The following is a 23949-nucleotide window of genomic DNA, read 5'->3' on the forward strand; positions in this document are numbered from 1 at the left end:
GGGGGGCCCCCTCGCCGCCCTGCCCCGGCCCCCCCCCCCCCCCCGCCGGGGTGCGGGGGGCGCGGGCGCCCCCCCCCCCCCCCCGCCGGGACTCGTCGACCGGCTTTCGGATCCGTGTCCCGGTGCCACGGACCAGGGGCTGTCTATGCCGTCAGTCTGCGTTCGGCCAGTTCCGTGGCCGCGTGGGCGATCGACGCGAGGGTGGCGTGGCGGTGCCAGCCGGCGAACGAACGGCCGACGAAGTCCCGGATGCCCACGCGCTCGGCGCGTGGCAGGCCGCGGCACTCCACCCGCCGGCTGAGTCCCATGAGCCGTAGCAGGACGGCGGGGTCGGTCGTCGTCGCATCGGTCAGCCACAGCTCCTCGGGCCACTGACCGCCGCCGCGGCCGACACCGAGCAGCAGGAACTCCCTGCGTCCCCGGGTGCGGTGCGTCGCGTCGAGCACGGTCGGGAGGCGGACCCGCATGGTGGCGACGAGTTCCGGGGCGTCCGGGGCGCCCGTCGGGTACACCGTCACGCGTCTGCGGCCCGTCCTGGCCAACTGCGCGATCTGGCACGCCCGCACCGGGCTTTCCCCCCAGCCGGGCAGCGCGGGGTCGTCGGGCACCAGCCAGGTGTCCCTGGCGATCCTGGAGATGTGGCTCAGCCCCGCGGCGCTGAGCCTGGTGCTGATCCTGATGGCATCGAGCCGTTCGGCGTTCAGTGTCACCGGACAGTGCGGCAGGCGCAGCCGTGACACCGTCTCCAGATAGGCGCTCACCATCGAGTCCTCCGGCGTCGCCGGACGCGGCCCGCCGTCCGCGGCGGACGGTGCCCGGCCTCCCGGCGGAGCACCCCTCGCCCCCTCCGGCGGCAGATGCAGCCACCAGTTGAGCGGGCTCGCCGTAGCCGCGGAGACCCCCCAGACGCCGATCACCTGCTGGGCGGTGACGGCCTGGCCGCGCTCCCACGAGAACGTCCGGGCCACGCCCACGGAGTGGGTGCCCGACTTCGGTATGACCATGGGATGCAGCACGCACACCTGCGGCGGCAGCTGGTGGACCAGGTAGCGGCCGAGGGTCTCGCGCATGGGGGCCCACTCCCAGGTGGAGTCGTTGATGAAGTGGTGCAGACTCTGGTCGTTGACCCGGTCCCCGAGGAATGCCGCGATATTTCTTATCGATTTCCTTCCGGTCGCCCCCAGTAAACCCCGCAGATACATCATTCCTTTATGGCGCTGATCGGCCCGCGGGAGCGAGGAGAAAACGATGGGGGACAATTCGGCCACCGAGCGGTCGAGGGCCGCTCTGCGCATTGCCTGGGGATCGGGTGTGTCCGTCGGCCCGTGCGGAAGGTCGACGCAATCGGGTGTGCCGCTCACATTGAGCACAAAGGGCTCCTCGGGGTGTGTGGTCGAAATTCGCGTCTGGACGGTCGATGAGGGCGGCGCGGCTCTCGGTGCGAAGTCGGTTGTGCGCGCAGCCTGTTACAAGGCAAACCGTGGCGGTGGCGGTCGGAAAAGTGCGTGAAGAGGGCGGAATTCGCACAGGATGAGCAGAGGCATCCGCCGACCGGGCGAACGGGGATCCGCCACGGCCGACGGTGCATGCCGAGGCCGCGGGCAGCGCGGTGGCACGCGCCGTCACGGGGCGGCACGCTCGGGGCGGCAGCTTGGCGTGCGGCATCGTCGGCGCACGGGTGCCTGCTGCGGAACGCCGGGGCGAAGGCTCAGGAAGACGCGTCGTCCCGCGGGGGCGACGTGCGCCGGACCGCAGGCCGGCGGTGCGCCTGAGCAGGGCCGACGGAAAGGGAACGGCGGAGGATTCCCGAATTGCTCACCGTGTCGATCGCCGCAGTGTCAGCCGTTTCTGCTTGGAACGGCGGCGCGCATCGTGAGACGGGTTCTCCGCAGCGTGCATGGACCATGCATTACGTTCCCCCTTTTTCCGACCCTGCACCCGATGGCGAGCGGGTGGGCCGGAGTGTCGCCGGTAGAAGATTTCAAGCGGCTTTTCTGCCCGTCGATGTCTCTCAGGCTTTCAAAATTCAAACCCAGCGCCCCCGCGCCGCGCAAGGTCATTGACCGGTTAGCTGGTCATGAGCAAGGTCAGGTTCGTCAGCGTGCTGTTCGTCATGAGGACCGGGCGTGATACGCCCGGAGGCGGACCGGCTGCCGTCGTGTCGCGGTCAGGAAAGGTCAGAATGCGGTCAGGAGTCACCCTGGCCGTCGTCGGAGGCGAACGCCTCGGCGTGTCCCCGCAGGGACCGCTCCACGAGATCGGCAGCGGCACCCGGATAGCCGGCGGCGTCGCACAACTGGGCGAGCCGCGACCCCGTGATCCGCCCCGCGAGCTCGGGCTCCTCCCCGAGCTGTTCGGCCAGTGGCCTGCCGAGCCGGTCCGCCGCCTGCGTGGCCCGGGCCAGCAGGTCACCCGCAGCCGCTCTGCCCACCAGCGGGGTCAGCGCGGCCACGAGGCGTTCGGCGACGATCCGACCGCCGGTGAGCCGGAGGTTGGCGCTCATCCGTTCCGGTCGCACCACCAGGCCCTCGGCCAGCTCCACCGCGGTGTGGGCGGCGCCGCCTGCCAGGCGCAGGCACTCGCGCAGCGGCTGCCACTCGGCGTGCCACACCCCGGCCGAGCGCTCGTCCTCCGTGAGCATGCACTGCGTGAGCACGGCGGCCAGCGCCGGCACCTGGAGGGCGGCGCTGCGGATCAGCGTGGCCAGTACCGGGTTGCGCTTCTGCGGCATGGCGGAGGAGCTGCCGCGGCCGGGCACGTGGGGCTCGACAACCTCGCCGACCTCGGTGCGGGTGAGCGACAGCACGTCGACCGCCATCTTGCCCAGGGCACCGGTGGTGTGCGCCAGCGCGGCGGCGACATCGGCCACCGGAGTGCGCAGGGTGTGCCAGGGCAGCAGCGGCGCGGTCAGCCCCGTCTCGGCCGCGAAGGCCGTCAGCAGACGCTCGGTGTCGGCGCCGTGTTCCAGGTATCCGGCCAAGGTGCCCGCGGCCCCGCCCAGGGAGACCGGCAGGGCCCCGAGCACGCCGGCCACGCGGGTGTCGGCGTCCAGCGCCAGCCGGCGCCAGCCGGCGGCCTTCAGCCCGAAGGTGGTGGGCACGGCGTGCAGCGCCAGGGTGCGTCCGGGAAGCACGGTGTCGCGGTGCTCGCGGGCGAGGGCCGCGAGCGCGCCAGCGATCCGGGACAGGTCCGCGCGCAGCAGGCGCAGCGCGTCGCGCGTGACGAGCATCGCCGCGGTGTCGAAGATGTCCTGGCTGGTCGAGCCCTGGTGCACGTACTCGGCGGCGGCCGGGTCCAGGGCGGATACCGCGCGGGTCAGCTCCCGGACCAGGCCGACCACCGGATTGGCGCTCTCGCGCGCGTGCACGGCCAGCGCCCGCAGATCCAGCCGGTCGGCCCGTGCGGCCAGGCCGATGACCCGTGCCGCCGACGGCGGTACGACGCCGATCGCCGCCTGCGCACGCGCCAGTGCTGCCTCCGCGTCCAGCATCGCCTGGAGCCACGCCCAGTCGGACACCGCCCGTTCCACGGGAGTGCCGGCGCGTACCGGGGACAGGAGCCCGGCATCCATCGTGTGCGGGCCGGCAGGGCTCCCGGCGGGGCCGGCGGACGGCACGCTCATACGGCGACCTCGACGGGGGCGTGCTCCGCAGCCGCGCCGCTGCCGGCCCCGCTCGGGCCCAGGGCGAGCACGGCGTGCGCGATCGCGTCGGCGTCGGCGATGGTCACCGAGTCCACGCCCGGCCGGATCCCCGCTGCCGTCACCCAGTGGACCGACTCGGTCGGCACGCCGTACGCGAACCGCCGCGGGTGCGGCCGCCCCTGAGCGTCGATCAGCCGGTAGGGCCGCCGGGCCACCGCCAGGCCGCCGGTCTCGTACGCGTCCCCGTCCCTGGTGGGGACGCGGTAGGTGGCACAGGCCTCGGTGCTCAGCAGGTGCCGCAGCAGCGGGTCCGCGGTACGCCGCAGGTCCGGTTGCGGCAGCCGGGCCTCGATGAGGACCTGCGCACGGACGGTGGGCCCGGAAACCGTGTCGGAGTCGGCGACGAACGAACGGCTCCCGGTGTCGATCCTGATCCGGGTGTCCGGGCCGGTGAGGTCCAGGACCCCGGCCTTGATCAGCGCGATCATCTCCTCGATGCGCCGCGGCGGGGGACCGATGGAGAGGAACGCGTTGAGCGGGGTGTACCAGTGCTCCAGTTCGTCGCGGTGCGACGCCCCGTCCAGGCCGCCGTGGTCGACCGCGAGGCGTACCTCGTTGCGCAGGTCGCGCAGGACGTCCAGGGCGGCCTTGAGCGGGCCGCTCAGATTGCCCTGCCGCGCGTGCCGGACGTCGTCGCCCAGCCGGCCGAGCAGCCAGTCACGGAAGGCGTCGCGGTCCGCGAAGCGGCGCTGCCGCGCGGGGTCGGCGATCGCCTTCCAGTCCCATCGGTCCGCGGCAGGGACGCCGTAGGCGGTCAGTACGGTGTCCCGCTCGGCAGGTCCCGCGCACGCCAGGTAGCGCTGGGCGAACCCGGTGCGCTGCGCACCGTCCCGGCGGCGCGCCAGCAGTGTCTCGTAGTAGACGGTCTCCACCTCGCGCGCGACCAGCGGCCACAGGTCCTTAGTGAAGGACAGCGGCGGGCCCCCTTGCGCGGCCCGCCGGCGCAGGGCCGCCACGCGGTCGGCCGTGAGCAGGCGCGGGAGGTGACGGCCGTATGCGCCCTTCTCGTTCGCGCCACGGGAGTGGAAGGGCACACCTCGTCGCGAACTGGCGTACAGCGCGGGCTCCTTGCCGCTGCGGCGGTACACCAGCTCGTCGCCGGCGGGTTCGAACCGGCCGCCACGGCCGAGCGTGAACAGCGCCAGGTAGTCGAAGAAGCACAGCCCCAGGCCGCGCAGCAGCACCGGCTGTCCGGCCGGGATGCCGTCCAGGTCGGCGTCGGCGGGATTGCCGGGCGGAACATAGGTCAGACGGTTGATCCGGGACAGGCTCGCGGTGCGTTCCTCCTGCGGCGACGGCCGGGTGGGCACATGTCCCTGGGCCAGGACGACGGCGTCCAGACGGTTCAGCCGCGTACCGTTCGCCAGGCGGATCCCCTGAGGTCCGCCGGGACGGCCGTGGGTGTCGGCCATGGCCACGGCACGCGAGGGGTGCACCCGGATCTCGACATGGCCGGGCGCGCCGGCCAGGACACGGCGGAAGCACTCGGCGAAGTACCGCCCGCACAGGGCGCGGGTCGGGTAGGAGTCCGGCCCCAGCGACCGTGCCTCCGCCAGCGTGGCGGAGTCGTCCACAGGGCCGGCGGCCCCGCTCCGCGCCCCGGGCCCGGACAGCGACGCGGCCCACTCGTACAGGCTCGGCCCCGGTTCGATCGGCCCGCCGATCCGGGACGCCGCGTCGGAGTAGACGGTGATCTGCGAGGCGACCGTGTTGGCCAGCAGGAACCGCGACTGGTCGGTGCGCCACACGGCACCCGCGCCGGGCGGGGCGGCGTCCACCACGTGGATGAGCACCCGTGCGTGCGACGGCCGCGCACGCTCGTGCGCGCACAGTCTTTCCAGCACCGCGAGTCCCCGAGGACCCGCGCCGATGACCGCGATCTCGTGCGCAGTCGCGTTCAATCTGAGCACCCCTTCTCCACTCCGGATCGCCATGGGGCACGGGAGCGCCGAGGCCGCCGCGGCAACGGGCCGAGCTTGTGCGGCAGAGCACACTCCGATCCTTGGACCCCGGGCGCAGCGTCGGCAACGACGACTCCGACAATCCGTCAGGTGCGCCGCCGTATCGGGGCGGATCGCGGCCGGAGTTGACACACTCCGCAGTCCCCCCGCCGGACGGGCGGTCAGGGCGGCTCCCCCGGGAAGAATGCTCGGTATGCGTGCTGCCTATATCGACGGGTTCGGTCCCGCGCATTCCATTCGTTTCGGCACACTGCCCGATCCCCGTCCGGGCCCGCAGGACGTGCTGGTGGAGGTCGAGATGACGACGGCCAACCACGTCGACACCTTCATACGGTCCGGTGCGGTGCGCACCCCCGTTCGGTTCCCGTTCGTGGTCGGCCGCGACCTGGTCGGCCGGGTCGTCGGCCTGGGAGCGGAGGTGACGGGCTTCGAGGCGGGCGAGCGGGTGTGGTGCAACAGCCTCGGTCACGGCGGCAGGCAGGGAGCGGCGGCCGAGCGGGCGGTCGTCCCGGCCGAGCGGCTCTACCGGCTGCCGGACGGCGTGGCACCGGAGTCCGCGGTGACGCTGCTGCATCCGGCCGCCACGGCGTACCTGGGCCTGGTGACCCACGGCGGGCTGCGCGCCGGGTCGACCGTGGTCGTGATCGGGGCGGCGGGCAATGTCGGCGCCGCGATGGTGACCGTCGCGGCCGGGGCGGGGGCCCGGGTGGTGGCCGTGGCCCACGAACGTGACGCCGCGTACTGCCGTGCGCTGGGCGCCGACACCGTGGTCGACCGCAGGGGCGGCGACCTGGGGGCGCGGCTGGCCCGGGCCTGCCCCGAAGGGGTCGACCTCTACGCGGACGCGGCAGGCGTCAACGACCTGGCCACTGCGGTGGAACTGCTGGCCTGGCGGGGCCGGATCGTCCTGCTCGCCGGCCTGCACACCACACCGTCGCTGCCGGCCGGGCCGCTGTACGTGCGGGACCGGTCCGTCGTCGGCTTCGCCATCACCGGGGCACCCGCCGCCGAACTCGCCGAGGCGGCGCGCGGCGTCAACGAGCTGCTGGCGGACGGCCGCCTGCGGCCCCGGGACGTGCGCGTCCTGCCGCTGAGCGCCACCGCCGAGGCCCACCGCATGCTGGAGGCGGGCGAACTGCACGGCAGGCGGGTGGCGTTGAGCACCGCCTGAGGCGGCCGCGGCCGGTCACCCTGCTTCAGGACCGGACCGGAGCCGGAGTTCAGGACCGGACCGGAGCCGCCGTTGGGGACCGGTCGGCAGCCGGGGTGGGGGACCGGTCGGGAGCCGGAGTTCGGGACCTGGCGGAGGCCGGGGTTCAGGATCGGACGGGATGCTGCGTCTCTTCGAGCACGCCCGCCAGCAGCGTGCCGAGTATGCGCACCCCGTCCTGGGTGAGCACCGACTCGGCGTGGAACTGCACCCCGGCGAAGTACGGGCCGCGCAGCGCGTGCACGTCGCCGGTGGCGGCGTCCCGGCCGACCTCCACGTCGCCGACGCCCGGCAGGCTCAGCCGGTCGGAGGCGCTGCGTGCCACGAAGCTGTTGTAGAAGCCGACGCGTTCACGACGGCCGAAGAGGTCGATGTCCTGCTGCACGCCCTGGTGCGGTGTGTCCAGCCGGTGCACGTCCAGGCCGAGCCGATGGCAGAGCACCTGGTGGCTCAGGCAGACGGCCAGGAACGGACGGTGCTCGGCGAGCAACCTGCCCATGGCGTCGTGCAGTCGCGCGATCCGGCCCTCGCTCGTGTTCAGCGGGCTGCCGGGGCCGGGCCCCATCACGACCAGATCGTGCTCGGCGAAGGAGTACGGCTCGTCGTGGCGGCGCGTGGTGACCCGCAGGCCGGCCGACCGCAACTGGTGGGCGATCATCGAGGTGAACATGTCCTCGGCGTCGACGACCAGGACGTGCCGTCCGGCCGGCACCGGACCCGGGGCCGCGGCGGGCTCGGGGCCGTGCAGCCAGAAGCGGGCGAGGTCCGCGTTGCGGGCCCGCAACGCGGCCCGCACGGACGGATGGTGGCCCAGCGGCACCTGCGGTTCGGCCCGCAGCGCGGTGAGCAGGCCCGTCGCCTTCGCCCGCGTCTCCGCCACTTCGGACGCCGGGTCGGAGTCGCGCACCAGGGTGGCGCCCACCCCGATCGCCAGCCGGCCCGAGGAGTCGATGTCGGCGGTGCGGATGAGGATCGACGAGTCCAGGGTGCGCCGGCCCCGGCCGTCCCTGCCGACCAGCGCGATGACGCCGCTGTAGTAGCCGCGTCCCTGCGGCTCGTAGCGGTTGATCACACGGCTCGCGCTCTCCAGCGGGCTGCCGGTGACGGTCGGGGCGAACAGGGTGCCGTGCAGGATCTCCCGGACGTCGCGCTCCGTACGCCCCTCGATGACATACTCGGTGTGCGCGAGACGAGCCATCTCCTTGAGGAACGGACCCACCACGCGCACGTCCGTGTCACAGACCCGGGACATCATCTTGAGTTCCTCGTCCACCACCATGAACAGCTCGTACGTCTCCTTGCGGTCCCCGAGGAAGTCCATGACCCCGGACAGCGTCGGCCCGGACGCGGGGTAGCGGTAGGTCCCGCTGATCGGGTTCATCACCGCGGTGCCGTCCTGCAGGCTGACGTGCCTCTCCGGCGTGGCCCCGACCAGGGTGCGCTCGCCGGTGTGGACCAGGAACGTCCAGTAGACGCCGGACTCCCGGGCCAGCAGACGCCGGAAGAGGGCGGCGGCCGTGGCCGGTGTGTAGTCCGAGATGTCCGCGAGGAAGCGGCGCTTGACGACGAAGTTCGCGCCCTCGCCGACACCGATCTCGTCGGCGAGGACGCGGCGCACGAGATCCGCGTACGCGTCGTCGTCGATGTCGAAGTGCTCGTCCGTCATGCGGATCGGCACGTCCGGGACGCGGCCGAGAACCGCGGCCCGGCTGAGGGAGGCCTGCTCCTGCACCGTCATGGCCAGCAGCGGCCGTCCGTCGTCGGGCACGGGGAAGCCGCGCTCGGCAAGCTGCCGGTACGGCAGCAGCGCGAGGACGTCCGCACCGCAAGGGCCCTGCGGGGACTCGGGGACCGGCAGGTCGGCGACCCGGTCCACGGCGGCGACCGGGCCGGTCAGGACGTCCACCCGGTCGACTCCGGTGACGGTCGGGCGGTAGAGCAGGGCGAACGGCTGGGAGGCGGGGGAGGACAGGACGCGGTCCAGGAGGGCCTCGGCCGCGCCCGTCGCCGTGGCCGTCGGCTCGGGGCTCATGCGACGGCCCGGTTCCCGGGCTCCGCGCCCGTCCGCCCCAGCAGCGTGCCGCCTTCGAAGGGCAGACCCCGGGTGGTGGCCACCAGCGCGCAGCGCCCGGCGGCGTACCCGAGGGCGAGCCGGTGCTCCTGTGCGGAGAAGTCGGCGACGGCGTCGGCGACGAGGAAGGTCTGGATGTCGTGGGTGAACGCGTCGACGGCGGTGGCGAGGACCCCGATGTGGGCGTAGATCCCACAGAGGATCAGCTGGTCGCGGCCGCTCGCGCGCATCCGCGCCAGCAGGTCGGTGCGGAAGAAGGCGCTGTAGCGCCACTTGGTGAGCATCCAGTCGTCCGCTCGCGGGGCCAGTTCGTCGGTCACCGCCCGGTCCTGCGGAGCCGGCCGCATCCCCGGACCCCAGAAGTCCATGAGGAGCCCGCGCTGTTCCCTGGTCATGCTGCCGGGCTGCGCCGTGAACGCGACGGGTATGCCGAGCCGCGCGCACCGCTCCCGGAGCAGGGCGGCGTTGCCGGTCAGTTCGCGGCGCTGTGTGTCGGCGAACGGCCGCAGGAAGTACCGCTGCATGTCGTGCACGAGCAGCACGGCACGGTCCCGACGTACCGTCCAGCGCACGGTGTTGGGTGGCATGTCGTGCTCACCCGGCATCGGGTACGCGGCTATGTCGGGTATCCCTGGCATGATCAGCTTCCTTTCAGGCGCCGAGCGAGGCGCCGCCGTCGACCGTGAGGTCGTGCAACGTGATGTGCCGGGCCTGCTCGGACAGCAGGAAGAGCACCGCGGCGGCGACGTCCTCGGGCTGGGCGGTCCTGCCCAGCGGGATGCCCACGCGGAAGTCGGCGGCGCTGCCGTGAAGGGTGTGGGCGCGTCCGCTGTCGTCCTGCCACATGGACCAGAGCATCGGTGTCTCGGTCGATCCCGGTGCCACGACGTTGCAGCGGATGCCGTGGCGGGCGACCTCCAGGCCGAGCGACTTGGTGAACATCGTGGCCGCCGCCTTGGACGCGGCGTAACCGGCCATCCTCGCCCGCGGTGTCGCGGCGGCGTTCGAGGCCACGGTGACGAGAGCGCCCCGGCGCCGCGGCACCATACGGTTCACCACGGCACGGGACATGTGGAAGACCCCGGCCGCGTTGACCGCGAACATGTCCGCCCAGTCCCGGGGGCTCAGCTCGCACACCGTGCCCATGCGCAGCAGACCCGCGGCGTTGACCAGGTACTCCACCGGTCCCAGCCGCTCCTCCGCCATCGCGACCGCCGCCTCCACCTCGGCGGCCTCGGTGACGTCGGCGGGGCAGGCCGTCACGGCGAGGCCCGCGCGGGTCAGCTCGGCGACGCACGTGCGCAGGGCGCCGTCGTCGCGGTCGACGGCCGCCACGGTCGTGCCCTGTTCGGCGAGCGCGCGGACCACGGCGCGGCCGATCCCGCCGGCGGCCCCGGTGACGAGGGCGACCCCGCCCGGCTCTCCGGTCACTCCTGCCATTGCGTCATCCTCCTGTCGCCTGCCGCTCGGCAGCCGTCTCGGCCGGCATCACCGGCGATGGGATCGCGGTCCACGCCTCCAGGACCTCGAGCGCCTGGTCGACGGTGAGCCGGGGGTCGCAGAAACTCGTGTAGACCTTTCCGACCCGGTCGGCGTCCCACTCGTCGAGTACGCACTCGGTGACCTGGTCGGGCGTCGTCTCCAGATGGACACCGCCGGGGAACGCCCCCTCCTCGGCCAGAACCGCACGGAACGCACGGACCTCGCGCTGCAGCGTCCGCACGTAGCGGGTCTTGTAACCGCTCTGCGTGACCACCGTGTTGCCGTGCATGGGGTCGACCAGCCACACCACCGGGTGTCCGGCCGAGCGGACCGCGCGGACCAGCGCGGGCAGGCGCTCGGTCACGGCCTCGGCTCCCATCCGGACGATGAGGGTGAGCCGCCCCGGACGGTGCTCGGGGTCCAGCAGGCCGCACAGTGCCAGCAGTTCGTCCGTGCCGATGCCCGGTCCCACCTTGACGGCCACCGGGTTGAGCACCTGGGCGAGCAGCGCGACGTGGGGGCCGTCGATCCGACGGGTGCGTTCCCCGATCCACGGCCAGTGCGTCGAGGCGAGCAGCAGCCTGCCGTCGGCGGTCCGGCGCAGAAGGGGGAGTTCGTAGTCGAGGACCAGCGCCTCGTGGCTGGTCCACACCGGGTGCTCCATACCGTCGGGGCGGCCCCAGCCGAGGTGGGCCATGATGTCGGCGGCGGCCATGTAGCCGGTGACCAGGCGCAGCGGGTCCGGGACGCGTGCGTCGGGTTCCGGCTCCGGGCCGTTGACCAAGTGGCCGCGGAACACCGGCAGTTCCAGGTCGCCGAGGTGTTCGGTCGGCCGTGAGCGGGGCTTGGCGAACTGCCCCGCGATCCGGCCCGCGCGCAGCACCGGACGGCGCCCGGCCAGCTTCATCGCACCCGCCAGCAGGTCGAGAACGGCGACCTTGCGCGCCACGTCCGACGCCGAGCACTCGGCCGGGTCCTCGGCGCAGTCACCGGCCTGGACGACCTCTGCCGCACCCGCGCTGACCTGCGCCAGGTGCGCGCGCAACGACTCGACGTCATGGACGTCGACGAGCCCGGGGCGGCCGGCCAGGGTTTCCCGCGCACGCTGCACCTGCGACGGGTCCTCCCATTCGGGTTGCTGCTCCGCCTTTTCCAGCGGAATGGACACCATGTCCCCAGTCAATTCCGACTCCCCCTCGCCTGGCGATCCGGGACGGTCGAAGGTGCTCGAAACAATGGCCCGGCGTGAAAAATCACCTGGATTTCGATCCGAAACGAAAAAAGGCACGGCACCACCCTCGCGCCTCCCAAGGGGTCGGCCAACAGACAGTGGTTCGGTTCGTCATGTCGGCGGAAGTCTGTCAATCATGCGTAGTTGACAGATGTCCTCTCCGTGCCTTGGTGCCCATTTCCCGGTCTGCGATCGTGCTGTGGACAACCGGAAGACCACGCAGCGGAGGGTTCTGATGGGGCACGCGCAGGAAACCCGGCCGCCGGTGGCACGTACCCGCGCCGGTGCGCTGCGGGGGACGGTGACAGGCCGGAGCGCGGCGCCCGGACCGGCCGGAGGAGGCGCGCGCGTCTGCGCGTTCCTGGGCGTGCCCTTCATGGCCCCGCCGGTGGGCCCGCTCCGGTTCGCCTCACCACGCCCCTGCTCGCCGTGGGCCGGGACGCGGCCGGCGACCGCGCTGCCGCAGGCCTTCCTGCAGCCTCCAGGCCCCGGCCCGATCGGCGCACCGGCTCCCGCCCCGGGGTCCGCGGAGGACGCCGTCCACGCCAACGTCTGGACGCCGGACGTCCACGGCTCGCGCCCGGTCCTGGTCTATGTGCACGGCGGCGGCTGGCGGGCGGGATCCGCCGCGAGCCCGAGCCTCGACGGCGCGCGGCTCGCCGCCCGCGGGGACCTCGTCGTCGTCACCTTCAACTACCGCCTCGGGCCGTTCGGGTTCGGACGGCACGAGCAGCTCGCCGACCCGGTCACCGGCCTCTGCGCCAACTGGGGCCTCCAGGACCAGGTCGCCCTCGTGGAGTGGGTGCGGTCGACCATCGCGGCGTTCGGCGGGGACCCGCAGAACATCACCCTCTGCGGTACGTCCGCCGGGGGCGCCGGCGTCTGGCAGCTTGCGCTGCTTCCCCGGCTGCGCGGCGTGATCCGCCGCATCGTCCCGATCAGCGCGGCTCACGCCTGGGCCCCGGCCTACGCCCTGGAACCGGACGACGCGCGCACGGCGTTCGACGCCCTGGCGGACCGGCTCGGCGTCGACGTACCGGGCCTGCGCACCGTGGACGCCGGGAAGCTGCTGACCGTCTGGGAGGAGTACTTCACGGGCGCCCCGGACCGCCACCCGGTGGCCTCCGGACGCTGCTACCGGGGACCCGTCGCGGACGGCGAACTGGTGCCCGGGTACGACGTCCACCGGCCCGTGCCCGACCTGCCGACCCTGACCGTGACGACCGCGACCGAGGGCTCGTTCTACACCGCCGCCGCCCTTCCGCACCCGGTCGACGACACCGAACTGCGCACCATGGTCCGCGCCCACCTGCTCCAGGGCCGCGCCGACGCCACGGACGCTCTCGCCGACCGGGCCATCGGGCACTACCGCGCACAGGCCCGCGAGGAGGGACGGGCGGACGACGCCGTCTCCCTCTACGCGGAGATCGTCGGGGACAGCCTGTTCCGCCATCAGATCGTCCGCCTGACCGAGCGAGGCGCTCGCGAGAGCCGTGGGCCGAGGTTCCTCCTGCACTTCGACTACGCCGTGCACCCGCCCGCGTTCGGCACACCGCACGAGGCCACCGCGCCGTTCCTGTTCGGCACCCACGGCACCCCGTGGCACCGCGAGATCTTCGGCGACGGGCCCCTGGAACGACAGGTCTCGGCGACCCTCATGGACCTCGTGTCGTCCTTCGCGCACGACGGTGTGCCCCGCAGCGGACTCGCCCCGCACTGGCCCGCCTTCACGCCCGACGCACCGAAGGCCCTGTGTCTGGGGAGCCCGGCAGGGCCGCGGATCGCAGCCCTGCCGAAGACGGCCCAGCTGAGGTTCTGGGACACGGCCGGATGGCATCCTGCGCCACGAGCCCACGCCGGACCGGACCGCTGACCGGGTCCGCGCCGGCACCGGCGGACCCGACCGCCGACCGGGTCCGCGCTCCGGCACCGGCGGACCGGCACCGGCGGACCGGCACCGGCGGACCAGGGCCGGCGGACCGGCCTCAGCCCTGGTCGCCGACCTCCAGCACCTCGAACGGAGTGCCCTGTTCGTCGGTGACGCGGGCCCGCCGTCCGTGCGACGTGTGGAAGGGGCCCTCGCACAGGGTGCCGCCCAGTTCGGCGACCTTCACCAGCGCGGTGTCGAGGTCGGCGACACCGAACGTGACCCTCCAGTGCGAGGACGCATCGACCGGCGCGTCCGCGCCCGTCGCGCCGATCCCGGCCACCGGGTGCCCGTCGAGCAGCAGGACGCGGCCGTCTCCGGCAGAGCCGGAGGAGCGGATCGAGGTGTGACCGAACACATCGGCGTAGAAGGCCTGCGACGCCTCCACGTCCCTGCTCAGGCAGTGGTGCCACACCACCGACCCCGCGACGCCGGCGATCTCCGTGCCCGAGTAGGCGTTCGACTGCCAGACGGCGAACTCCGCGCCGGCCGGATCGGCGGCGACCGCGAACCTGCCGTGCGACCCCACGTCGAGCGGGGGGAGCAGCAGGGTGCCACCGGCCCTGGTGATCTCCTTGGCCGCCGCGTCGGTGCTGTCGACCGCGAAGCACACCAGCCACGCCGCGGGCTCCGCGGTGCTCTCCCCGGCCGGCCTCGGCCCGATGTCGGCGACGGCCCGCCCGTCGAGTCGCGCCGTCAGATAGTGCTGGTAGTCGGGGCCGTGGTCGAAGAACGTCCAGCCGAACAGCTGCCCGTAGAAGGCGGCGGCCCTCTCCGTAGAGCCGACCCGGACCTCTACCCAGCACGGATGACCGTGCGGCCAGGGCGTGTCACGCTCCACCTTGCCGGGGCGCATCAGATGTCCAGACCGAAGGTGCGCAGCCGCTCCTCGCTCACCATGGTGATCTTCGGCTCGGGCTGGAGGCCCCGGGAGAGCGCCCCGGCGATCTGGAGGGTGCGCAGCGTCTGGTACTCGATCGCGTCGAAGTTGTCCTCGGTCACGCTGTTCGCCTGGTGCCGCGAGATGGTGCCGGTGCCGTACGGAGCCCCGTTGCCCGGCTGGTGCAGTACGGCGGCGGCGGAGCCGTTCGGCACGATGACCGCACCCCAGTGGCAGAACGCGTTGTGCAGCGCCAGGATCGCCGCCTGCTGGCCCGCGTGCGGCATCGAACCGGAGGCGAACGCGGACACCGCCTTGTTCATCAGCCTGCCCGGTATGGCGACCGGCCCGGTGTGGTCGATGAAGTTCATGATCTGCGGAGCGGGGAGGCCGTAGTGGACCGGTGTGCCGATCATGATCGCGTCGGCCCAGACCAGATCGTCCAGACCTGCCGCCGGGACGTCCTGCGTGGCCGCCGCGAGCTCGGCGTACGCGTCCCGGTCGAGGATCATCGGGTCGGGGAGGTCGGGCGCCTTGCGCACGCGTACGTCGGCGCCCGCGTCGAGCGCCGCTTTCGCTGCCCTTTCCACCAGCTGATAAGTGTTTCCGCTGCGGGAATGGAAGACAATGGTGATGTTCGTCAAAGGAAACGCTCCTTGCCGACCGGCCGAGGGTTCATGACGTTCGAATTCCACCGGCATCGTGCCAGTCCCGAAAGGCGTCCCTCCACGTCTGTTTCCCTGATCTGTCAGGTCCGGATGCCACTCGTCGCACTGCAGGCGAAGGTGACAGACATCGGCCCGGCGTACTGCCTGCCGGCATTCCCGGATGCTGTACTCGATCCCATGTCCGACATACCGGCCAGCAATGGTCTTCCCGTCGATCCGGCCGATCTTCCCTATGTCTTCGCCGACGCCTTCAACGCGCAGAACCTGGAACTGCTGGACGCCCTTTTCGTACCGGAAGCCGTGCACGTGGTGCGGCCGGGCCTGCTGTCCTCGGGTGCGCGCAGGCGCGCGGCGCTGCCGACGGTGGTACGGGACCGGGTCCCGATCACCGTCTCGCTGCGTCAGGTCTATCAGGTGGGCGACACCGCCCTGCTGATCAACGACTACGTCCACGACGGCGTCGGGCCGGACGGCACCCGTGTGCACACCGAGGGCACGGCGACGGACGTCGCCCGCAGGGGTGCGGACGGGCACTGGAGGTATCTCATCTCCAACCCCTCCGGCACGGGGTGACCACCGGAATCCCTCCGGCACCCGACGCCACCGGAATCCCTCCGGCACCCTGTGACCACCGCAGAGTGGCACGCGCAGGGTGAGGCCGGCGCTCGGATGCCGGGATTCCGGGATGCCGGGATACCGGGGCCCCGGGGCCTTCGGGAGCCGGGACCGGCGTGCGGCCCGGACTCCCCGGGGCGCCCGGCCCCGGCGCCCTGCCCGGACCGGCTCAGTCGAACGACATCGGCACGGTGGTGCTCCCGCTCTCCTTCACCGGCAGCCGCTCCAGCTTGATGCCGAACCATTTGTCGTACGCGGCGCGGACTTCCTCGTCGCCGGCCAGCTGCCGGCTCTCCCGTTCGCTGCCGACGATGTGCGTCAGCTGGTTCTCCTTCAGCGTGATCCGGCCGTTCTCGGTCGGCATCGAGCAGAACAGGTTCTGCAGAAAAGGCGAATCCGGCGCCGTGCGATACCACCACAGGGTGGGACCGAAGTCGGAGATGCGGCAGGGCACGTCGTAGACCCGGTACTGGAGCGTGCCGTTCGCGCGCACGTCGATGCCGCCGTCGTCGGCGGCGGTGACCTGGTAGTCGCCGTGCGGGTCCGGCTGAACCCGGTCCGTCTCCAGGGACAGCGGGTACCTGCTGTTGCGGCCGAAGCCGACGTCGACCAGCCAGTCGGCCCCGTCGGCACGGACCTTGAGCGCCAGATGGCACAGGGGAGCGGTCAGCTCGCCCTTGATCCACACGCGGCCGGGCATGAAGGAGACGTCGTAACCAAGGCCCCGCAGGAGATGGGCGAGCCCCGGATTGACCTCGTAACAGCCGCCGCCGCGCCGCTCCTTGACGATCTTGTCGACGACCCTCTCGTCCATGTGGATCTCCTCGCCCAGGTGGTAGCCCAGGTTCTCGAAGGGCACCGAGAGGAGATGGCGCATCTGCAGATCGCGCAGCGATGCAAGGTCGGCCTGTGCGGGCCGCCGGGCGGAAATGCGGTCCAGATACGCGGTGATGGTGGTTTCCTCGAGCACGCTGACAGCCCTTCTACTGGTACTTCGCCAATCGAGGGAAAAGATCCATGGCATTGCCGAGCTCGATGCGTTCCAGTTCCTCCGGGGTGAATCCGCCGCGGTCGGCGATGTAGTGGCCCCCCTGCTCGCCGAACGACTCCGGCATGAAGGGAAAGTCCGAACCGACGAGAATCCGGTCCGCTGTCGCGAACGAGCGCACCGAGGCGAAAGCATGGGGATCGCCGATCATCGCGGTGTCGCTGTAGAGGCGCCGCAGATAACCGATCGGGTCGGCGGGCAGCCGCTCGGCGAGGTCGGCGCGGATCAGCGGCCCGCAGGCGAGCCGGGCGGCGTAGTACGCCACACCGCCACCGCCGTGGGACAGGATCACACGCAGCCCCGGGTGGCGGTCCAGGGTGCGGTTGTACAGCAGTTGGGCCGCCAGTCGCACCGTCTCGAAGGGGAACTCGCACAGCGAGACCGGCAGACCGAAGGCCGGCTGATCGACCGGGGGCGCCGTCGGGTGGACGAACAGCGGCGTTCTGCGCCGGGCCGCCTCGGCATGGAACGCGTCGAGCGACGGATCCCCCACGTACACCCCGCCGTAGTGGGTCACCAGTCCTGCCCCGTCGAGGCCGAGGACGTCCGTGCTGTAGGCGAGTTCGTCGAGCGTGGCGTCCAGGTGCGGCAGCGGCAGCACGGCGAACGCCCCCAGACGGCCGGGGTGCGCGGCCACCAGCTCCGCGAGGAACTCGTTGACCCGGCGTGCGAACCGGGCGCCGGTGGCCGCGTCCACGGCGGGTACCCCCGGCCACACGTTGACCACGGCCGCCCGTATGCCCTGCCGGTCCATCATCGACAGACTGGTCTCCACCCGCCAGGCGGGCTTGTCGACGCCGGGCAGCGTGGCGGCGGCGCCGAGTTTCCGGAGTTCCTCCACATAGAATTCCGGAATGACGTGGTGATGCACGTCGATTGCATTGGACCATGGTGCGTCTGCCGACGCGGAATTACTTCTCCCCATGCGGTGTCCCTTGTCGGACGGACGGACATATCGGCCACCAACGCTACGTTTTCCTGCGGGGAGCGTCGACGGGCCGGCCGGTAAGTCTGTCAACTTCCGTGCGGGTACCGGGCATCGGCAGTCGTGAAGCCTACAGAGGTGACATTCATTGCCGCGGTGTCTGGGGTATGCGCAGCGCCGGTGGCTATCTTCCGACGCAGAACTGTCGTACCGGACGCCGTGCGGGACTCCGTCCCCGGAATTGTGCGCGGCGACGACCTGGAATGAGTCACCATGGCCAGTCGTGCAGTAGCGGTCCGTGACGCGGATTCGGTCGGAATCCTCGGCACGGGTTCCTGTCTCCCCGGCAACGTCGTCACCAACGACGACGTCGGAGCACCAGCCGGCGTGACGGACCAGTGGATCAGGCGGAAGACCGCGATCCACGAGCGCCGCTGGGCGAAGTCCGACGAGACCACCTCGGACCTGGCGGCCATGGCCGCGCGCATGGCGCTCCACGACGCCGGCGTGCGCGCCGAAGACGTCACGCTGATCCTCGTGGCGACGTCGACCCCCGACTCGCCCCAGCCCCCCACCGCCACGGCCGTCGCCGCGGAACTCGGGGTTCCGGCCGGCACACCGGCCTTCGACGTCAACGCGGTGTGCAGCGGCTTCGTCTTCGCCCTGACCGCGGCGGAAAGCATGATCCGCGGCTCCGGCGGTCACGCCGTGGTCATCGGCGCCGACATCTACTCCCGCACGCTGGACCCCGCCGACCGGCGGACCGTCGTGCTCTTCGGCGACGGCGCGGGTGCCGTGGTCCTGGGGCCCACCAGGGGCGACGGAGTGATCGCGACCCGGCTCGCCACCTTCCCCGAGGAACGGGGCCTCATCCGTGTCCCCGCGGGCGGCTCGCAGATCCCCGCCTCCGCGGCGTCCGTCGAGCAGGGCCTGCACTACTTCACGATGGACGGCCCCGCGGTGCGCCGCTTCGTGGAGAGCCGTGTCGCACCGCTGATCCGCTCCTTCGTGGACACCCATGTGCCGGACCGCGCACGGCCGTTGCACTTCGTCCCCCACCAGGCCAACGGCCGGATGATCGAGTCGCTCTCCGCGGACCTCGGATTCCTGCCCGAGCGTACGCACACCACCGTGAGGTTCTTCGGCAACACGGGAGCGGCGTCCGTCCCCATCACCCTGGACCGGGCCGCCGGCCGGATCACCCCCGGCGACCTGGTGGTGCTGGCCGGGTTCGGCGGGGGTATGGCGGCCGGCCTCGCCCTGGTCGAATGGCAGGCCCCGCGTGCGCGCCGAACCGGTCCCGGGGCGGGACTTGACGAATCCGCTGCCGGTTCCGTTGCCCGGCCGGTAAATGCCTGACGACGATGTCTCCATGGACGCAAAAAGGGAAGCGGAAAACCACGACGTGGCCCTCTTCGAGATAAGGATCGAAGTTCAGGTCGCCGCAGCACCCGAATTCGTCTACGCGGTGGTCAGCGATCTGCCGCGCAGTCACCAGTGGAGCGAGGAATGCACCGGCGGTGAGTGGATCGAGGGCGAACCCGGCGCCCTGGGTTCGGTCTTCCGCGGCCACAACGACCGGCCCGCCGACGTGGTGGCGTGGGCACCGGTGGTCCGCGGCTCGTGGACCACGACGGCCGAGGTGGTGGCCGCCGAGCCCGCCCACCGCTTCGCCTGGGCCATGCGCACCCTGTCCGGCCGGCCCCAGGACAGTGTCTGGGGCTTCACCCTGCGCGCCGCCGACGGCGGCACACACCTCGTCCACCACTTCCGTATGGGCACCGCCACCGAGGGAATCCAGGGCATCACCGCGGAGATGGACGACGACGAGAAGAAGAGGTTCTTCAAGGAGTGGGGGGCAAAGCTCAAGAACGACATGACCGCCACCGTCGGACGTCTCAAGAAGGTCATCGAAAGCGACTGACACAGCGTTCCCGGACATCCGAGCAGATCGAGGTTGACGCATGTTTCTCCAGCGCGTAGGAAATCGCGGCATCAGGCTGGGTGCGCTGTTCGACCGGGCGGCCGCCCGGTACCCGACGAACGTCCTGCTCCTCGACCACGATCTGGACATCGCGCCGGAGCGTGGCCGGGCCATGACGATGACGGACGTCGCCGATCTCGTGAGCGACTTCGGCTCGCGCCTGTGGCGCGCGGGGCTACGACCCGGCGACCATGCGGTGATCCACAAGAGCAACGCGTTCGACATCACCCTGCTGGCTGTCGCGGCCACCCGGATCGGCGCCGTGCCCGTCCTGCTCTCTCCCCACCTGGACGGCGACACGGTGACGGCACTCCTGCGCCGGGTCGACCGGCCGTACCTGATCACCGACGCCGCGAAGCTGGCCGGCTCTCTGCCCGACACGGTCTTCGCCCTCACCCGCCGCGTGCTGCTGGCCTCGGGCACCGACGACCGCGCCACGGCCCTGGCCGAACTGGCGGGTGCTCCGCGGATTCCCGTGCTGGAGATGCCTCCCGACCACCCGACCCTCGTCACGCACACCTCCGGCACGACGGGTGTCCCGAAGCTGGCCGTCCACACCGCGTTCGGCCTCGAAGCCCGTTACCGGCCGCAGGCACTGGCCACAGCGCTGATGCGGCGGCGCGAACCGGTGGCCATCCACGTCTCGTTCGTGCACTCGCGGCTGTTCACCGCGCTCGCCATCGCGCTGCTGCGCGGCTTCCCGGTGGGGATCCTCGCGGACGCCGACCCGCAGCGGGTGTCGCAGCTGTTCGCCCGGCTGCGTCCGGCCGTCCTCGAAGCCCACCCGAACACGTACATGAGCTGGGAGCGGCTCGCCGCCGACCCCCTCGAACCGCTGGCCAACGTCAAGTTCTTCAGCAGCACCTTCGACGCACTGCATCCGCGTACGGTGCGCACCCTGATCGGTGGCTCCCGGCGCCGGTCCCCGCGGTTCGGCCAGATCTACGGACAGAGCGAGGTCGGACCGACCGCCGCGCGCTCGTACGGCAGACACCGCTCGCCCGAGGCGGACGGGCGCTGTGTCGGCATCCCGTTCCCGGGCATGACCGGCGTGCGTGTGGTGAGCCGCGACGGCAACCGGCCGACGTCGGCCTCGCCGGGGTACATCGAGGTCAGCAGCGACGGCCGGATCCGCACGTACCTGGGCGAGCAGGAGCGCTTCGACCGGCAGGCCGACGCAGGCTGGTGGCGCATGGGCGACCTGGGCTACCGCACCCGCTGGGGCTGTCTGCACCTGTTGGACCGGGAGGTGGACGAGATCCCCGGCTTCGGCAGCACCCTGTCGGTGGAGGACCGGCTGTTCTCGCGCCTCGCCGACATCACCGAGGTCGTCATAGTCCCCGCCGAGAACGGGCTGCCCCGCCCGGTGGTGTGCACCAAGGGCGACCGGCCGCTGAACCCCGAGGCCTGGCGGGCGGCGGTGGCCGACCTGCCGGAGATGGCACCGCCGGTGCAGTGGCGGCAGGCGGACCTTCCCCAGACGGCAACCGCCAAGGTCAAACGGCTGGAACTCGCCCGCCTGATCGGACGGGAAGAGCATGCGGACGAGGGCCGGGCCGGAGCACCGGCATGACGACGGTCGTCATCGCCGGCGGCGGCATCGGCGGTCTCGCCGCGGCGCTGAGCGTCTCGGCCCGGGGGCACCGTGTGGTGCTGTGCGAGCGGAACCGCGAGTTCGCCGAACTCGGTGCCGGTATCCAGCTCGCCCCGAACGGCATGCACGCGCTCGACCGCCTGGGCGTGGCCTCGGCCGTCCGCCGGATCGCCGTACCGGTCCGGGAACTGCGCTTCATGGACGGCGTGTCGGGCGAGCACGTCGTCAGCATGCCGCTGGACGAGCGTTACCGCGACCGTTTCCGCAGCGCCTATGTCGTGGTGCACCGCGGCGAGCTCCACCGGCTGCTGCTGCAGGCGTGCCGGGGCAGCGACCGGATCGAGCTGCGGCCCTCCAGCGCGGTCGTCGGCTATGAACACACCGGGCAGGCGGTGCGCGTGCTGCTCGCGGGGGGCGAAGCTCTGACCGCCGACGCCCTCGTGGGCGCCGACGGCCTGCACTCCGCCGTACGTGAGCAGTTGGTCGGCGACGGCGGACCGCGCAACGCCGGCATCACCGTCTACCGCTCGATCGTCCCCATGGACCGGGTGCCCCCGGACCTGCGGCACGAGTCGGTGACGTGGTGGGCGGGGCCGGGCCGGCACTTCGTGCACTATCCGATCGCCGGAGGCCGCAGTCTCAACCTCGCCCCCAGCGTCGAGAACCGGCCGGCCGAGACCTTCTCCGGCACGGCGGTGCCGACGGCGCAGGTGCGCGAGCAGTTCGCCGTGCTCTGCGACACCGCGCAACGGCTCCTGGAACTGGCCACGGAGTGGAAGGCGTGGGTGCTGGTCGACCGCGACCCCGTGGACGTCTGGACCGACGGCCGGGTCGCGCTGCTGGGTGACGCGGCCCATCCGATGCTGCACTACGCGGCGCAGGGCGCGTGCCTGGCCCTCGAGGACGCGGTGGTGCTCGGAGACCTGCTGGACTGCACGGCCGCCGAGTTCGGCGAGCGGCTGCGCCGCTACAACACGGCCCGCAGGGACCGGACAGCGCGTGTCCATCGGCTGGCCCGGGACAGCATCGCGCTGTGGCACGCCGCGGACACGGAGGCCACCGCCCGCAACAAGGCACTGACCGCCATGTCGGCGACCGACCTCCACGACTACGTGGCATGGCTGCACGGTGCGCGGAACTTCGCCGCACCGGACCGTGCCCGGCCGCCGGGCCCCGCGGAGGAAGGGACGTACACACTGGCCGGTGTCCTGGCCGCCGACGACGTCGACGACGGGTCCCGGGCGGTGCCGCCCGGGACCTACACCCTGGGCGGCTACCTGGCGCCCCCGGACCAGCCGCAGTAGGAGGGCCGGCGTCGCGGGCCGGACGCGGGGTGCGCCGACCGCGCCGACAGCCCCGCGGCCGCACGCGCGCCCCGCGGGCGATGCCACAGATCACCTGTCACCCGTCGCCGCACACCCGCTGGGCCTCGGCGAACTCGCCGCAGCAGCTCAGACACGCCGGTGAGGCGACGGTTCGCACCTCTGCCTCGGACACCGGGGTGTCCGGGTGCTCCGCCTGCCGCGGCAGTCGGCTCTCGTCCTCCCGGCCCAGCAGGGCTGCGGCGATACGTTCCTCCAGACCGAGCAGGGGGAGGGCACCGTCCGGGTCCGTCCGGTCCACGGGCTCCCACTCGTCGCCGGACCCGGCGCGCGCACACGCCTCGCGCGACGCCTGGAGCGAACGCAGGACACCGGGCACCGCGTCCTCCATACCGATGTCGGCGAGCTTGATCAGCCGCAGCGCGTCCCGTCCGTTGCCGCACTTCGTGAGGTGGTAGCTGAGACAGGACAGGATGTACGCGCCCAGGTTGCGGTCGCCGGCCAGGCCGGACGCGTGCAGCCCCACCAGCAGGTACTGCTGGCCCTGGGTGTACAGGCCCTTCTCCTCGGCCAGCCAGCCGGCGAGCTGGGCCAGCTCGGCTGTCGCGCCGTAGAGCCGGCGACCGGTCGGCGCGTCGTAGGCGGCGTTCCTGGTCAGGTGACGGGTCCAGTCCAGCTCGTGCACCACCCACTTCCTGATGAGGGCGCTGTCCTGCGAGGCACTCAGCCTGCGCAGCCGCGTGATCCGGCCGGCCAGCACCTCGACCATCTCCGCGGGGAGTTCGGGGCCGTCCGACCGCGCCGAGGCCAGCGTGGTGTCCGCCGTGAGCCAGTCGACGGCCAGCGCCACCAGTTCGGGTCCGGGTACCGGCTCACCGGAGCGCGGACACGGCCCGGTCCCGTGCTCCTCCTGGTCGAGGAGGGCTCGAAGGGCGCGGTCGACGTGCTGTTCGGACCAGGGAGCCCCGGGCGCCGGGCCGCCGACGCCGCCGGGCCCGGTGTCCGGAAAGCGCTCCGGCCATATCTGGCCGATATCGATCGATCTGCCCAGCTGCTCGGAGAGTACGGAGGCAACGAAATCAGGCACTTGACCGCGTGGGTACGCCCCTTTCGCCCAGCCGTACGGAGCTTTCAGGCTGACCGTGCCCTCGCCGTATTTTCGATTAATTTCACGGGCCAACCGCTCGGGCGACCAGTGCAGACTTTCGAGGAATAATGCGAGCTGCGAGCCTTTGTGCACGGGTGCATCTCCCCCTTGAAGCTCTCCCCTTCGCACGTAAGGGCGGGTGTCGTCGCTTATTTCAGATTGTCACACCTGTTCCAGTATT

Annotated in this window: 19 protein-coding genes; 7 read left to right on the forward strand and 12 right to left on the reverse strand. The window is 72.0% G+C overall.

Annotated elements, in window-relative coordinates; all coding sequences use genetic code 11:
• Nucleotides 1-143: 143 nt before the first annotated feature.
• The 3 genes from AB0H32_RS15495 to AB0H32_RS15505 all read right to left on the reverse strand — a co-directional run bounded on the left by AB0H32_RS15495 (nucleotide 144) and on the right by AB0H32_RS15505 (nucleotide 5604).
• Entirely contained in the window at nucleotides 144-1295 is a 1152-nt protein-coding gene (locus tag AB0H32_RS15495; RefSeq protein ID WP_361119673.1) for a transposase, read from the reverse strand.
• Nucleotides 1296-2188: 893 nt separating this feature from the next.
• Nucleotides 2189-3622, reverse strand: coding sequence for an adenylosuccinate lyase family protein (locus AB0H32_RS15500; RefSeq protein WP_361119674.1), 1434 nt, complete (start codon nucleotides 3620-3622; stop codon nucleotides 2189-2191).
• Nucleotides 3619-5604 carry an FAD/NAD(P)-binding protein gene (locus AB0H32_RS15505; RefSeq protein WP_361119676.1) on the reverse strand — a complete coding sequence of 662 codons (1986 nt, stop codon included), beginning with the start codon at nucleotides 5602-5604 and terminating at the stop codon, nucleotides 3619-3621. The genes AB0H32_RS15500 and AB0H32_RS15505 overlap by 4 nt, the downstream gene beginning before the upstream one ends.
• Nucleotides 5605-5857: 253 nt before the next feature.
• On the opposite strand from AB0H32_RS15505, the gene AB0H32_RS15510 reads away from it, so the two are divergent.
• Nucleotides 5858-6835: an NADPH:quinone reductase gene (locus AB0H32_RS15510; protein WP_361119678.1), complete on the forward strand. Its 978-nt coding sequence runs from the start codon at nucleotides 5858-5860 to the stop codon at nucleotides 6833-6835.
• A gap of 145 nt (nucleotides 6836-6980) precedes the next feature.
• On the opposite strand, the gene AB0H32_RS15515 is transcribed toward AB0H32_RS15510, so the two are convergent.
• Genes AB0H32_RS15515 through AB0H32_RS15530 form a run of 4 tightly spaced genes read right to left on the reverse strand, consistent with a single transcriptional unit; the run spans nucleotide 6981 to nucleotide 11598 of the window.
• Nucleotides 6981-8906 carry an anthranilate synthase family protein gene (locus AB0H32_RS15515; protein ID WP_361119680.1) on the reverse strand — a complete coding sequence of 642 codons (1926 nt, stop codon included), beginning with the start codon at nucleotides 8904-8906 and terminating at the stop codon, nucleotides 6981-6983.
• The gene (locus AB0H32_RS15520) at nucleotides 8903-9583 is read right to left on the reverse strand and encodes an isochorismatase family protein (protein WP_361119682.1); all 681 of its coding nucleotides are present in this window, start codon (nucleotides 9581-9583) and stop codon (nucleotides 8903-8905) included. Before AB0H32_RS15520 ends, AB0H32_RS15515 begins: the two co-directional genes overlap by 4 nt.
• 13 nt (nucleotides 9584-9596) lie before the next feature.
• Entirely contained in the window at nucleotides 9597-10385 is a 789-nt protein-coding gene (locus AB0H32_RS15525) for a 2,3-dihydro-2,3-dihydroxybenzoate dehydrogenase (RefSeq protein ID WP_361119684.1), read from the reverse strand.
• Between the two features lie 4 nt (nucleotides 10386-10389).
• Complete coding sequence (locus AB0H32_RS15530; RefSeq protein WP_361119686.1) at nucleotides 10390-11598, reverse strand: 3-deoxy-7-phosphoheptulonate synthase; 1209 nt, start codon at nucleotides 11596-11598, stop codon at nucleotides 10390-10392.
• 295 nt (nucleotides 11599-11893) lie between these two features.
• On the opposite strand from AB0H32_RS15530, the gene AB0H32_RS15535 reads away from it, so the two are divergent.
• Nucleotides 11894-13531, forward strand: a complete 1638-nt coding sequence (locus tag AB0H32_RS15535; RefSeq protein ID WP_361119687.1) for a carboxylesterase family protein — start codon at nucleotides 11894-11896, stop codon at nucleotides 13529-13531.
• Nucleotides 13532-13643: 112 nt separating this feature from the next.
• Here the strand turns inward: AB0H32_RS15535 and AB0H32_RS15540 are convergent, their stop codons facing one another.
• A complete protein-coding gene (locus AB0H32_RS15540; protein ID WP_361119689.1) occupies nucleotides 13644-14441 on the reverse strand; it encodes a VOC family protein in 798 nt (265 codons plus the stop codon).
• Complete coding sequence (locus tag AB0H32_RS15545; RefSeq protein ID WP_361119691.1) at nucleotides 14441-15109, reverse strand: NAD(P)H-dependent oxidoreductase; 669 nt, start codon at nucleotides 15107-15109, stop codon at nucleotides 14441-14443. The genes AB0H32_RS15540 and AB0H32_RS15545 overlap by 1 nt, the downstream gene beginning before the upstream one ends.
• A 201-nt stretch (nucleotides 15110-15310) precedes the next feature.
• Between AB0H32_RS15545 and AB0H32_RS15550 the strand changes: the two genes are divergently transcribed.
• Nucleotides 15311-15706, forward strand: coding sequence for a nuclear transport factor 2 family protein (locus tag AB0H32_RS15550; protein ID WP_361119693.1), 396 nt, complete (start codon nucleotides 15311-15313; stop codon nucleotides 15704-15706).
• Between the two features lie 211 nt (nucleotides 15707-15917).
• On the opposite strand, the gene AB0H32_RS15555 is transcribed toward AB0H32_RS15550, so the two are convergent.
• Together AB0H32_RS15555 and AB0H32_RS15560 are read right to left on the reverse strand one after the other, a co-directional pair.
• Nucleotides 15918-16718 (reverse strand): arylamine N-acetyltransferase, encoded by an 801-nt coding sequence (locus tag AB0H32_RS15555; RefSeq protein ID WP_361119695.1) that lies wholly within the window; start codon nucleotides 16716-16718, stop codon nucleotides 15918-15920.
• Between the two features lie 13 nt (nucleotides 16719-16731).
• The gene (locus AB0H32_RS15560; RefSeq protein WP_361119697.1) at nucleotides 16732-17721 is read right to left on the reverse strand and encodes an amidohydrolase family protein; all 990 of its coding nucleotides are present in this window, start codon (nucleotides 17719-17721) and stop codon (nucleotides 16732-16734) included.
• 273 nt (nucleotides 17722-17994) lie between these two features.
• Here AB0H32_RS15560 and AB0H32_RS15565 point away from each other — a divergent pair, with 273 nt between their 5' ends.
• From AB0H32_RS15565 to AB0H32_RS15580, 4 genes are read left to right on the forward strand one after another with little or no spacing between them, the layout of a single operon-like run.
• Complete coding sequence (locus AB0H32_RS15565) at nucleotides 17995-19080, forward strand: ketoacyl-ACP synthase III (RefSeq protein WP_361119699.1); 1086 nt, start codon at nucleotides 17995-17997, stop codon at nucleotides 19078-19080.
• A 13-nt stretch (nucleotides 19081-19093) separates the two neighbouring features.
• Nucleotides 19094-19645 (forward strand): SRPBCC family protein, encoded by a 552-nt coding sequence (locus AB0H32_RS15570; RefSeq protein ID WP_361119701.1) that lies wholly within the window; start codon nucleotides 19094-19096, stop codon nucleotides 19643-19645.
• 40 nt (nucleotides 19646-19685) lie between these two features.
• Nucleotides 19686-21278 carry a class I adenylate-forming enzyme family protein gene (locus AB0H32_RS15575; protein WP_361119702.1) on the forward strand — a complete coding sequence of 531 codons (1593 nt, stop codon included), beginning with the start codon at nucleotides 19686-19688 and terminating at the stop codon, nucleotides 21276-21278.
• Nucleotides 21275-22603, forward strand: coding sequence for an FAD-dependent monooxygenase (locus tag AB0H32_RS15580; RefSeq protein WP_361119704.1), 1329 nt, complete (start codon nucleotides 21275-21277; stop codon nucleotides 22601-22603). Before AB0H32_RS15575 ends, AB0H32_RS15580 begins: the two co-directional genes overlap by 4 nt.
• Nucleotides 22604-22700: 97 nt before the next feature.
• Here the strand turns inward: AB0H32_RS15580 and AB0H32_RS15585 are convergent, their stop codons facing one another.
• Nucleotides 22701-23708, reverse strand: coding sequence for a hypothetical protein (locus AB0H32_RS15585; protein ID WP_361119706.1), 1008 nt, complete (start codon nucleotides 23706-23708; stop codon nucleotides 22701-22703).
• Nucleotides 23709-23949 lie beyond the last annotated feature (241 nt).

Source organism: Streptomyces sp. NPDC020362 (assembly GCF_040642095.1).
Lineage (GTDB): Bacteria > Actinomycetota > Actinomycetes > Streptomycetales > Streptomycetaceae > Streptomyces.

Coding starts and splice junctions, on each gene's coding strand:
- AB0H32_RS15525 (WP_361119684.1), bottom strand. CDS start 10,385: ATGGCAGGAGTGACCGGAGAGCCGGGCGGGGTCGCCCTCGTCACCGGG.
- AB0H32_RS15515 (WP_361119680.1), bottom strand. CDS start 8,906: ATGAGCCCCGAGCCGACGGCCACGGCGACGGGCGCGGCCGAGGCCCTC.
- AB0H32_RS15570 (WP_361119701.1), top strand. CDS start 19,094: ATGGACGCAAAAAGGGAAGCGGAAAACCACGACGTGGCCCTCTTCGAG.
- AB0H32_RS15520 (WP_361119682.1), bottom strand. CDS start 9,583: ATGCCAGGGATACCCGACATAGCCGCGTACCCGATGCCGGGTGAGCAC.
- AB0H32_RS15575 (WP_361119702.1), top strand. CDS start 19,686: ATGTTTCTCCAGCGCGTAGGAAATCGCGGCATCAGGCTGGGTGCGCTG.
- AB0H32_RS15580 (WP_361119704.1), top strand. CDS start 21,275: ATGACGACGGTCGTCATCGCCGGCGGCGGCATCGGCGGTCTCGCCGCG.
- AB0H32_RS15500 (WP_361119674.1), bottom strand. CDS start 3,622: ATGAGCGTGCCGTCCGCCGGCCCCGCCGGGAGCCCTGCCGGCCCGCAC.
- AB0H32_RS15530 (WP_361119686.1), bottom strand. CDS start 11,598: ATGGTGTCCATTCCGCTGGAAAAGGCGGAGCAGCAACCCGAATGGGAG.
- AB0H32_RS15565 (WP_361119699.1), top strand. CDS start 17,995: ATGGCCAGTCGTGCAGTAGCGGTCCGTGACGCGGATTCGGTCGGAATC.
- AB0H32_RS15540 (WP_361119689.1), bottom strand. CDS start 14,441: ATGCGCCCCGGCAAGGTGGAGCGTGACACGCCCTGGCCGCACGGTCAT.
- AB0H32_RS15560 (WP_361119697.1), bottom strand. CDS start 17,721: ATGGGGAGAAGTAATTCCGCGTCGGCAGACGCACCATGGTCCAATGCA.
- AB0H32_RS15550 (WP_361119693.1), top strand. CDS start 15,311: ATGTCCGACATACCGGCCAGCAATGGTCTTCCCGTCGATCCGGCCGAT.
- AB0H32_RS15495 (WP_361119673.1), bottom strand. CDS start 1,295: ATGCGCAGAGCGGCCCTCGACCGCTCGGTGGCCGAATTGTCCCCCATC.
- AB0H32_RS15510 (WP_361119678.1), top strand. CDS start 5,858: ATGCGTGCTGCCTATATCGACGGGTTCGGTCCCGCGCATTCCATTCGT.
- AB0H32_RS15535 (WP_361119687.1), top strand. CDS start 11,894: ATGGGGCACGCGCAGGAAACCCGGCCGCCGGTGGCACGTACCCGCGCC.